The following is an 11,459-nucleotide window of genomic DNA, read 5'->3' as shown; positions in this document are numbered from 1 at the left end:
TAACCAATTATAATTTAAATAACTTCAAACGGGCTAAGCCAGATAAATGAATTAATTGGATAAAAAATAATTCATTCGGGTTCAGTTAAAAATTAAAGAGGCAATATGAAATTTCGTTTAGCAAGCTGTATTGTGTCTGTTTCTGTCGCGGGTCTAATATCCTGTTCCGACTCTAGTGTTGAAACAAACCAAACTCAAAAGTCTCACCAAGAAACACATCAAGCAGAAAAAAACTCAGTAAAACAACAAACTGCGTCACATGAATTCGACAAATTATTACCGCCAGAGCCAAGCATGCCTGAGCAGATTTGTACCGAATTAAAAGCAAATCTTAAATATGTAAACTGGGTTTTACCGGATGAAGTCGATCACGATCCTAAAAACTCAAGCCCAGATTCTAGCCGGCTTCAGCAGGCAATGGATAATTGTCCGGCAGGGCAGGCTGTAAAATTAATTACCGATAATGGCAATAATGCATTTTTAGCCGGTCCACTGCGTATTCCGTCTGGTGTGACTTTATGGGTTGATAAAGACGTTAAGCTATTTGCTTCACGTAGCCCAGCCGATTACGATTTAGGTGATGGCGTTTGTGGTGATGCACTGCCGGATATTAAAAACCGCTGCGAGCCTTGGATTTACGCTAAAAATACTGAAAACAGCGGCATTGTAGGTGAAGGGACCATTGATGCACGTGGTGGTTCGGTTTTAACTTCGGGTAAACGAGCTTATCAAACCACGTGGTGGGATTTGTCTATGCAAAGTAAAGCCAAGCCTAAGCTTGAGCAAAATAATCCACGAATGATCCAAATTGACGACAGCAAAAACTTTACCTTTTATAAAATTAACCTGCAAAATGGCGCTAAATTCCACGTTGGCACAAAACGTAATGACGGCTTAACGTTTTGGGGAATTAAATTATTAACGCCTTCATTAGCTTATACCAATCCGGGTTATCAGTGTGCAGAAGAAGATATGCCTGCGCCGGGTAAACTCGATAAACCGAGCACCTGTTTTATCCCTGAATTAGTTAAAAATACTGACGGGATTGATCCGGGAACCAGTAAAAACGTAACTGTCGCTTATTCGTTTATCAGCACCGGTGATGACAATGTAGCGATTAAATCTGGCGATGATGACAACAAACCAGCTTCGCAAAATCATTTATACGCGCACAACCATTTTTATTATGGTCACGGTATGTCGATTGGCAGTGAAACCGATGCAGGTGTAGATAACATTAAAGTATGGGATCTCACTTTAGACGGGATGGATAGTGGCCACGGTGTCGGCATTAGAATTAAATCAGACGGTAAACGCGGCGGTGATATTACTAATGTCACTTACGATAATGTTTGTATGCGCCGCGCGAAAGATGCTTTGGTATTTACCCCATATTATAGCTCTACTAAGTCAGATAAATTGCCGCCTAAAATGGAAAATATCGTTTTGAAAAACTTCCATTATATTGATTATCCGGGGGCTAAATATAATGAAGCTTTAGTTAATATCAGCGGTTATCAGTCGGGCGAGTTAATTAACCCGTTAAAGCTGACCTTGGATAATGTTGTGTTTGATACCATGCCCGAAATCCGTGATAACAAACATTACAAGCATCATCATATTCAATATACCTTTGGACCAAGAGCCGTTAAAAACTTTCCAGACAGAGAGCAGGCCGATATTAGTGTGAAAGATATGCAAACTTTACCGGCTGAGCCAATTGAGTGTTCGGACGAGCGATTTGTTAAATTCCCAGCGGTAGATTCGCCAATTTAATAATTTACAAATCATAGGTTTGGAAAATACCAAGCACACATAATAAAAAAGCTGGCATAGCCAGCTTTTTTATTACTTTTAATTACAAGTTAATCTTACGCCCATTCGCTTTGGCGTTTTTTACGTCTTGGCATAAGCGCTAAAATATAACCCAAAATCAAACTGCCGATAGACAATAAACCACCTCTAACCAACCAATCCATTTTAGCTTTTTCTAAACTTTCGGTTTCACTTAATTGTAATGAGGTTAACTGGCTTTGTGTTTTTTCAAGCTTTTGCTGCAATTCTTGCGTGGTTTCCTGATTACGTCTTAGCTGGCTTTCCAGCATTTGTTTTTCGCTTTGTTGATCGCTTAAATTGGCTTGTTTAGATTCTAATTGGCTCTTTAACTCGGTTAATTCAGTTTCGGCTGTTTTTAAGCGCTGCGCTAAGCTCGCACCTTGTTGAATGTATTGAGTTTCAATCCAGCCTGTTTTATTTTCATCGTAACGGATTTGGCTAAAGTCACCGTCTTCAGAGCGCTGTAATATAGTAATTTCACTGCCGGATACAACGGTATCTGTAATACGGTAATTACGGGTAGGCCCAGTATGAACAAATACAGTTAACTGATCTGAAATGTAATTAGATTGGCTATTTTGTGCAGAAAACACAGGGCTTGAAGAAAGGCTCAAGCAAATGGCAGCCAAAATGTAGCGTTTCATGGAAAACTCCAATTATTATTTGAAAGGCTAAAAATGATTTAGCAAACATCTAGAATTATTATTTAATTGAACCAAATCAGACCGATTTGGCAGCTTGCCCTTATTTAAAACTTTATTGGCTCAGATTACCAGCGCAATTATGTTAATCGGTCACATTTCATCTTAATTTTTTGCGATAGAACAAAAATATATGGGGTATATTGAATCAATCGGTAAGGATTACTTGAACAATTGTTTATGCTGGGGTATTTTCTCATCTCTTACCAAAAATTAGCGCGTGAAACGCACCTATATGGATACTGAGATAGAACTAAAATTTGCTGTCGCTTCAGAGCAAATCATTGATAGCTGTGATGTTAAAACACAACTCGACGATTTATTGTTACCTATGTTAAAAACAGATGGTTACAACTGCAAAAAACTCATTAATACCTACTTTGATACCCCAAACCAGCAATTAAGAGCATACGATTTTGGCTTGCGGATCCGCACCCGAGATAGTGCGTCTGAACAAACTTTAAAAACCGCAGGCCGAGTCGTGGGTGGTTTACATAAAAGACCAGAATACAATATTGATATAGACAATACCCAACAACCGGATTTAAGTTTATTTCCTGCTGACGTTTGGCCCGAGCCTCATTTAGTTAACGAGTTACAGCAAAATTTAGTTCCCTTATTTACCACCCACTTTACCCGTCATTTATGGCTGATTAATTATCAAAATAGTGTGGTTGAAGTGGTATTTGATTCAGGTGAGGTAAGCTCAGAAAACAAGTCGCTTGATATTCGTGAAATTGAACTTGAATTAATTGATGGCGATATGCGCCAGCTCTTTGAATTGGCGAATGTATTAACTGAAAAATTACCACTTAGATTATCAAACGACAGTAAAGCGGCACGTGGTTATCGATTATTTTTGGGTAAAGAGCTACACAACAAGCCAGAAATAGGAATGTGCAAACTCAGCACTGATATGACAGTTGAACAAGCGTTTCAGCAATCTATTGAGCATGGTTTAGCTTATTGGCAATATCACGAAGAAGTTTATTGCCAACAACAACACTTGTCGAACTTACAGCAGCTAATTAAAGGCGTGTATTTAGTACGGCATACTTTAAATTTGTACCGTGAATATATTCCTAAAAAAGCTGGCAGTCAGATTTGGCTAGATATTAAGTGGCTTATTCGTGAATTTAGCTGGTTAGATGAAGCGGTTCATATTAAACAGCTCACCTCTAAAAAAGGTATTTACCGTAAAAAAATAGCGGAAGATGAGCAGTTAATTAGTTATTTAGAAGCCAGCCGTAAAGGTTTACAGCAAGAATCAGACGTTATTAACTTATTTTACAGCAAACGCTACAGCCAGCTAATTTTAACTTTAATGCGCTGGTTAGTTGAGCGGGGTTGGCGCTGTTACTCAGAAATTAACGAAGAAAAAATCAGCCAGAATATAGGCGCAATTGCGGCTCAGTTAAACCAGCAAGATTGGGAAAAACTCAAACACATGATGCCGGTTAAACAAGAGTTTGATGCGCAGGATTATATTCAGGTAGAAAAATATGTCGGTCGCGGTTTGTTATCTGGCGCGAGTATTGGTGCATTGTTCGACAGTGAAGAACGTAGCGACTTTAGAGCGCCGTGGCTGGATATTTTACAAGGTATTTTTGAGTTAAAAACATTGGCTTTGTTTAATGAAAGCTTAACCAATTATCAGGGCGACAATGGCCAAGAGCTTAAGGTTTGGGGCGATACTAAAATTAGTAACTTAGTAAGAGTGCTGGAACAATCGCGCCAGTCAGCCCTTAAAATGACACCTTATTGGTAAAGTAGTAAAATTTTCTGATTAAAAAGTAAGCTGATTAAACTCAGCTTACTTTTTGACAATTCTCACACACGCCATGAGCCTCAATTGTTGGTTCAACAATTTGAAAATGTTTTTGTTTTGCAGCATTAATTAATGCTTTGCTGATAGCGGTACTATTTATTTCCTGCACATCACCACACTGATCACAAATTAATAACTGGGCTTTATGGTGCTCAGCAAAGTGGCTGCATAATACATACGCATTTTGCGACTCAACTTTATGTACAAAACCATGCTCAAGTAAAAAGTCTAAAGCACGGTAAATTGTCGGCGGCTTTGCTTTAGCATCTGTTTTTTGGAGTTGGGTTAATAAGTCATAAGCACCCATAGATCCGTTTGCGTCTGCCAATAAAGTAAATACTTGTTCACGCACAGCGGTAAAACGCACGCCTTTATTTTGGCAAAGCAATCTTGCTTGTTCTAATAATAATGAATCACTCATCTTTGAATGCCACTTAACTTAAAATAACTTTAAAGCATTGTACTAAAAACTATTTAAATTTGTATAGTTTGTTTGATGGAGTTCTTGGCGATTTTTAATAACTGACTGATAAGTTCTCAATTGTCATAAAAATGTTTAAATAAAGATCAGTTTATTGGTGGGTTATTTAAATCCAATATCAGTATGTTGGATTTAACATGCTGATTATTAATAAAAATAATCTTGTTAATAAATAAGGCAACAGTATAGCTTGGTTTACACTTTGTCATATAACTGTCATTTTTCTGGAATCTAGTTGTCATCTTTGGTGCGTAATCTGCGCCATAAATCTTGATACATTCAATTTTAACAAACGGTGATAACAATGAAATTAAAACAACTTTTTTCGTTAACAGCGGTGGCTACATCTTTGATTTTAGCTGGCTGTGGCGGTGATATTAATATTGATGCAAGCACAGATAATAGCGTTGTAAATAATGGTTCAGACGGTGGCAATAATAATGGTGGTGGCTCAAATGTTACTTTTCCTGATGAGTCTCCGATTACTTTAGGCTTAGCTTCAAAAGATACAGCATTATCTAGCAGCCTTGATAAAGACGTATATGTAATTTCTGGCGAAATTACAGAAGATGTTGTATTGCACGCTGATGTTTACTGGGCAGTAGAAGGCAAAGTATTTGTAGGTAAAGATATTGCTGCTGATGGTTACACAACAGAAGACTCTGCAACGTTAGATATTGAAGCTGGTGCAACTATTTTTGGTAAATCTGGTAGCGACGCTTTAATTATTAGTCGTGGTTCAAAAATCAATGCCTTAGGGACAGCAACTAAGCCAATTGTATTCACCGCATTCCAAGATTTAAACGGTACAGTAAATAAAGACGACTCTGGTTTATGGGGTGGTATCGTATTAAATGGTCAAGCACCAAATAGTGAAGGCGCTAACGTACCGGGTGAAGCAGATACAGGTACTTACGGTGGTGACATCGCAGACGATAACAGCGGTGTTTTAAAATATGTTCAGGTTCGTTTTGCAGGTTTTAAAGTAGACGGTGAAAATGAATTAAACGGTGTTGCTTTCCAATCAGTTGGTTCTGGTACAACAGTTGAGTATTTACAAGTTCACAATAACTCAGATGATGGTGTAGAGTTCTTCGGCGGTACAGTTAATGCTAAATATTTAGTGTTAACAGGCAACCAAGATGACAGTTTAGACTGGACACAAGGTTGGAGTGGTAAAGTTCAACACGTTTATATTAAACACAACAGTGTTGGTGGCGATCATGCATTTGAAGGTGACGGCGCAGCGGGTGGTACTCCAAATTCAAACCCAGTTATTTCTAATGTCACTTTCTTAGGTAGCGACATTGATACTTCTAACGGTATGGATATTCGTAAAGGTTCTGACGGTCAATTTTACAACTTCTTATTTGTAGGTGGAAATGCAGAAGCTTGTTTAGATATTGACGATGATATCGCTAAAGCAAACGCGGCTGCTGGTACATTAAAAATTGAAAACTCTATCTTAAACTGTGATACCCCATTTGCAGACTCTGAAGGCGCAACCACAATTGCTGACTGGTTTGCTGCTTCTGATACAAATATTCAGGATGATGCTAAGTTAGTTAATTATATGCCTGTTGCTTCTTCTCCTGCTTTAGGTGCTGGCAAAAATGTAGCAAATGATGTTGACGGTTATTTTGATACAGTTGATTACATCGGTGCATTTGACGGTACTAATGACTGGACTTTAGGCTGGACTTACGGCATTCACAATACAGTTACTGACTGTCCTCAAGGTACAACTGAAGTTGCTGAGGTTACAGCTGGTCAATTAACTTGTGCTATTAGCGGTACACTAACAGAAGACGTTACTTTATCTCCGGGTGCTGTTTATCAGTTAACTGGTGCTGTTATTGTTGGTAAAGATATTGCGGCTCAAGGCTATACAACGGCTGATTCTGCAACATTAACAATTGAACCAGGTGTGACTGTATTTGGTCAGTCAGGTGCTGATTATTTAATTGTTAGCCGTGGCTCAAAGATTGAAGCTGCTGGTAGTGTATCTGCACCTATCGTTTTCACTTCTGTTTCTGATGTAAAAGGCACTGTTAGTGAAGACGATTCTGGTTTATGGGGTGGTATCGTTTTAAATGGTCAGGCTCCAAACAGCGAAGGTGCTAACGTACCGGGTGAAGCAAATACGGGTACTTATGGTGGTAACATTGCTGATGATAACTCTGGTACTTTGCAATATGTTCAAGTTAAGTACGCTGGTTTTAAAGTCGACGGTGAAAACGAATTAAACGGTGTTGCTTTCCAATCAGTGGGTTCTGGTACAACAGTTGATTACTTACAAGTTCATAATAACTCAGATGATGGTGTCGAGTTCTTTGGTGGTACAGTAAGTGCTAAACATTTAGTTTTAACTGGTAACCAAGATGATAGTTTAGACTGGACTCAAGGCTGGGTTGGTAACGTACAATACGTATTAATTAAACAAAATGACCTTGGTGGTGATCACGCATTAGAAGGTGATGGTGCTGCTGGTGGTACTCCAAATTCAAAACCAACGATTGCTAACTTAACATTTATTGGCAGTAATTCTCCTGATTCAAATGGTATAGATATTCGCAAAGGTTCAGAAGGTGCTTTCTACAACTTCTTATTTGTTGAGCCTGCTATTGAAGGTTCTTGTTTAGACATTGATGATGATATTGCTAAAGCGAATGCGGTAGCTGGCTCATTATCTATCTCTACTTCAGTTCTTTCTTGTGCTAAAAACTATGCAAACGCAGAAGCTCAAGCTTGGTTTGAAACCGCTACAGCTGGTAACGAAGTGGTTGCAGGTGTAACGGTTGATGCTAATTTTGTAGCTTCTTCAACAGGTACAGTAACAGCAACAGACATGAGCACAGTAAGTGATGCATTTGACGCAACTGACTATGTTGGTGCAGTTAAAGATGCAAATGACACTTGGTATAAAAACTGGACTCACGGCCTTTAATTTATAAATGCCTCTAACTAAGGCGCTTAACTAAGCGCCTTATTTTTTGATTCTAGTTTTATTTACTGAGGTAAAAGTATGTCTAAACATTTCAAGCTGCTTAATAGCAAAGTTTGTACCGCAGTGTTAGCTGCCGTTACATCTACAAATTTATTTGCAGCAGACGCAGACCCTTTAATGGAAGAGGTTGTTGCGACTGCGAGTCGCTTGCAAGGTAGTGCCGCTGCGGTGATTCAAGAAAGAAAACAACAAGCTTTCGTTGCAGATTTATTAGGCTCAGAGCAAATTTCTCGTACTGGTGACAGTGATGCGGCATCAGCATTAAAGCGGGTGACGGGTTTAACGCTAGTTGGTGGTAAATTTATTTATGTCCGTGGTTTAGGGGAACGTTATTCAAGTACCACATTAAATGGTGCAAATGTTCCGTCTCCGGATCCAACACGTAAAGTTGTCCCTTTAGATATGTTCCCAAGTGGCATTATTGAAAATCTGTCAGTTCAAAAAGCATACTCTCCTAGTATGGCTGGTGAATTTGGTGGTGGTGCCATTGATATCAGAACTAAATCAATTCCGAGTGAGTTTGTTTTTACAATTAACGGTAGCTTAGGCTATAACTCTGAAAACTCAGATGACGGTTTAACTTACGATAACGGAAGTAGCTTTTGGGGCGATGTTGGTGAGCGTGAATTACCTAGCATTGTTAAGCAAAATATTGATGAATATGGTGTTATTAACAAAAGCATTTTAACGTCTACTTTGGGTGATGCTGAGTTAGCAGATCAAATCGTTGATCAAACTATTTTAGCTTTTGATAACAGCAATAATGTAACCCGTGAAAGTATTGACCCAGATTATGGGTTTGGCTTTTCAGTTGGGAATCGTTTTGAATTAACAGAGGACGTTGTGTTTGGTGTTTTATTATCATCTGAATATGATAATAGCTGGTCTAATGCCAAAGAGCGCAAGGTTCGTTTTGATACAACCGTTGATGGGATTAATGCGATTGAAGATAAAGAGGTTTTATCAACAGAGCATGAAGTTCAAATTAGTACCATTTTAAACTTTGGTTTAGAGTTTGGCACTAACCACAGAATCGAAACAACCAGTATCTTTTTAAGAAACAGCCGAGACAAAGTTGAATTAGAACAGGGCGAAGATTTTGACTATGACGCTTCTGCTGATGTTTATAATATCTTGTTTGAAAAACGAGAATTAACAACAAATCAGATCCGTGGTATTCATAACTTCCCAGATTTAATGAATCTAGGTTTTGACTGGCAATTTACTAAAGCTAAAGCGACTCGTGATGCACCAGACGAACGAGAAATCGTTTATATCCCATTGCAAGGTCAAGCTGCGTTAGCAACCGACTCTAAAACGCCTGCACTTAGCCGTTTTTTCAGTGAGTTGGAAGATGAAGCCGAAATTTTTCAATGGAATGCTTCATTACCGATTTATTTAGATAATACCGAAATAGAATTAAAAGTAGGTGCAGACCATTCTAAAAAATGGCGTACTTCAAATGGTGTGTTTTTCCAGTATTTATCTAAATACTCACCGGCAGCAGAAGGTGAATCTAACTATTTAGTGGGTGATATTGACTCTGTTTATACTGACGAAATATTAACCTCTAATTTGACCCAGTTCCAACAACTATTACGGGTTGATGATTACATCGCGGCTCGTATGTTGGATTCTTACTATGGTCAGTTTGATGTATTCTTTGATCAGCAATATCGGTTAAGTGGTGGTGTCAGGTTTGAAGATTGGCGTCAGGCTGTTGTGCCAATCGGTTTTGAAAATAACCGCAAAAAAGCACTTGAGCCAACGGCAATTGCAGAAAACGAATTGTTACCCGCGTTATCATTTACTTATATTATGAGTGATGAGCAGCAGGTTCGTTTAGGTTATGGTAAAACCCTTGTTCGACCAGATTTAAAAGAATTATCTCCGGTTCGTTACTTAGACCCATTAACTGATAACCCTGTATTTGGTAACCCAGATTTGAAAGTAACAGAGATTCAAAACTTTGATATCCGCTGGGAATACTATTCAGATACATCAGATACCTTATCTGTTGCGTTATTTTATAAAGATTTAACTGCGCCAATTGAAAATATTCAATTGCCGGGTGCAGATGAATCAAACGTATCATTTATTAATGCCGATCGCGGTGAAATTTATGGTACAGAGTTTGAGTGGATGAAGAGCCTTGATTTCATTGGTAAAGGTTTTGATCGCTTCTTCTTCTCAGGTAACATCACGTTAAGTGATTCTGAAATTGTTATTCCTGACCAGTATTCATACTTTAGTTTGGCAAACCAAGCATTATTACCTATTACCAGTGATGATAACGCTTATGTAACCAATCCTACACGACGTATGACAGGTCACTCAGAATATGTGGTTAACTTACAGTTAGGTTTTGACTCTTATGATGGTGAGCATTCAGCTTCGCTCGTTTATAACCGTTTTGGTGAGCGTATCATGAGTGCTGGTATCGACAGAATGCCGGATTTAATTGAATCACCGTTTGATTCATTCGACATTGTTTATACTTATTACCCAACGTTTGAAACTAAAATGTCTTTAAAAGTGAAAAACATTTTAGGGGATTCTCAAGAGTTCACTCGCAATGGTGAAGTCGCTGAATCATCAGACTCAGGCCAAGAAGTGAGTTTAAGTTTTTCTTGGGAATTATAAAACCAAGGTATCTTTAAACTTAAAAAAGCAGCTTCGGCTGCTTTTTTTATAACCACAATTTAGCTTTAAAAGCTTGCCTTTCTCTTTGTCATATTACTGTCATATCCGGTTAATTTTAGTGTCACATAAACGACATATAGTGCACTCAATCTTTTAATAGTATCAATTAACAGGAAGCTTACCTATGAGCCTTTCTCGTATATTTAAAATGTCTGTTATTGCTTCTGCGGTTGCTGTATCTGCTTCTGTATTTGCACAGGCCGAGAGCTTAGAACCTGCAATTAAAGCAGGTAAAGAAATTAACCAGTCTGCTGAAAAGTCACAAAAGAAAATCGACAAAATCAGTGACGATATTCAAACCCGTTTACAGCAGTTTAAAGCTATCAATAAAGAGATTGATGGTTTGTTAGTGTATAACAAACAGCTTGATAAACAAATCGCTAACCAAGAAGCTGAAATGGCTGATATTAACGATTCAATCGATAAAGTGTCTGTGGTTGAACGTCAGGTTACACCATTAATGATTCGTATGATTGATGGCTTAGAGCAGTTTGTAAATTTAGATGTTCCATTTTTAGCTGAAGAACGTGCAAAGCGTATTGCAGGCTTAAAAACTATGATGGACAGAGCCGATATTGCGCCATCTGAAAAGTTTCGCCGTGTATTAGAAGCGTATCAGGTTGAAGTGGATTACGGTAAAACAATTGAAGCTTACACCGGCACTTTAACTTTAGATGGTGAAGAGCGTGATGTTGACTTTTTACGTGTTGGCCGTGTAGCGCTGATTTACCAAACTCGTGACGGTAAATTAAGTGGTGCTTGGGATACTAACCAAAATCAATTTGTTGAGTTATCTCCAGAATATCGCACACAAATCACCAAAGGTTTACGCATTGCCCGTAAACAACTTGCCCCTGACTTATTAACTTTGCCTATTTCAGCAGCGGAGTAAGAGGTTTTATC

Annotated in this window: 7 protein-coding genes; 5 read left to right on the top strand and 2 right to left on the bottom strand. The window is 38.4% G+C overall.

The features are described 5' to 3' along the window. The first annotated feature begins 105 nt into the window (after positions 1–105). Positions 106–1,776 (top strand): glycoside hydrolase family 28 protein, encoded by a 1,671-nt coding sequence (locus tag N7931_RS01625; protein WP_262791497.1) that lies wholly within the window; start codon positions 106–108, stop codon positions 1,774–1,776. A 95-nt stretch (positions 1,777–1,871) separates the two neighbouring features. Here N7931_RS01625 and N7931_RS01620 read toward each other — a convergent pair whose 3' ends face one another. Then, positions 1,872–2,480 (bottom strand): TIGR04211 family SH3 domain-containing protein, encoded by a 609-nt coding sequence (locus N7931_RS01620; protein ID WP_262791496.1) that lies wholly within the window; start codon positions 2,478–2,480, stop codon positions 1,872–1,874. Positions 2,481–2,772: 292 nt separating this feature from the next. Here N7931_RS01620 and N7931_RS01615 point away from each other — a divergent pair, with 292 nt between their 5' ends. Next, the gene (locus N7931_RS01615) at positions 2,773–4,305 is read left to right on the top strand and encodes a CYTH domain-containing protein (RefSeq protein ID WP_262791495.1); all 1,533 of its coding nucleotides are present in this window, start codon (positions 2,773–2,775) and stop codon (positions 4,303–4,305) included. A gap of 40 nt (positions 4,306–4,345) precedes the next feature. Here N7931_RS01615 and N7931_RS01610 read toward each other — a convergent pair whose 3' ends face one another. After that, complete coding sequence (locus N7931_RS01610) at positions 4,346–4,786, bottom strand: transcriptional repressor (RefSeq protein ID WP_262791494.1); 441 nt, start codon at positions 4,784–4,786, stop codon at positions 4,346–4,348. Positions 4,787–5,150: 364 nt separating this feature from the next. Between N7931_RS01610 and N7931_RS01605 the strand changes: the two genes are divergently transcribed. From N7931_RS01605 to N7931_RS01595, 3 genes are all read left to right on the top strand, one after another. After that, positions 5,151–7,793 (top strand): hypothetical protein, encoded by a 2,643-nt coding sequence (locus N7931_RS01605; RefSeq protein ID WP_262791493.1) that lies wholly within the window; start codon positions 5,151–5,153, stop codon positions 7,791–7,793. Between the two features lie 78 nt (positions 7,794–7,871). After that, positions 7,872–10,496 carry a TonB-dependent receptor domain-containing protein gene (locus tag N7931_RS01600; protein WP_262791492.1) on the top strand — a complete coding sequence of 875 codons (2,625 nt, stop codon included), beginning with the start codon at positions 7,872–7,874 and terminating at the stop codon, positions 10,494–10,496. Between the two features lie 184 nt (positions 10,497–10,680). Continuing rightward, on the top strand, positions 10,681–11,448 hold the full coding sequence (locus N7931_RS01595; RefSeq protein WP_262791491.1) for a DUF3450 domain-containing protein: 768 nt from the start codon (positions 10,681–10,683) through the stop codon (positions 11,446–11,448). Positions 11,449–11,459: the final 11 nt, after the last annotated feature.

The organism is Catenovulum sp. 2E275 (genome assembly GCF_025515275.1).
In the GTDB taxonomy this organism is placed as follows: Bacteria; Pseudomonadota; Gammaproteobacteria; order Enterobacterales; family Alteromonadaceae; genus Catenovulum.
This window is presented reverse-complemented; position numbering and strand designations above follow the sequence as displayed.

Coding starts and splice junctions, on each gene's coding strand:
- N7931_RS01620 (WP_262791496.1), bottom strand. CDS start 2,480: ATGAAACGCTACATTTTGGCTGCCATTTGCTTGAGCCTTTCTTCAAGC.
- N7931_RS01605 (WP_262791493.1), top strand. CDS start 5,151: ATGAAATTAAAACAACTTTTTTCGTTAACAGCGGTGGCTACATCTTTG.
- N7931_RS01615 (WP_262791495.1), top strand. CDS start 2,773: ATGGATACTGAGATAGAACTAAAATTTGCTGTCGCTTCAGAGCAAATC.
- N7931_RS01625 (WP_262791497.1), top strand. CDS start 106: ATGAAATTTCGTTTAGCAAGCTGTATTGTGTCTGTTTCTGTCGCGGGT.
- N7931_RS01610 (WP_262791494.1), bottom strand. CDS start 4,786: ATGAGTGATTCATTATTATTAGAACAAGCAAGATTGCTTTGCCAAAAT.
- N7931_RS01595 (WP_262791491.1), top strand. CDS start 10,681: ATGAGCCTTTCTCGTATATTTAAAATGTCTGTTATTGCTTCTGCGGTT.
- N7931_RS01600 (WP_262791492.1), top strand. CDS start 7,872: ATGTCTAAACATTTCAAGCTGCTTAATAGCAAAGTTTGTACCGCAGTG.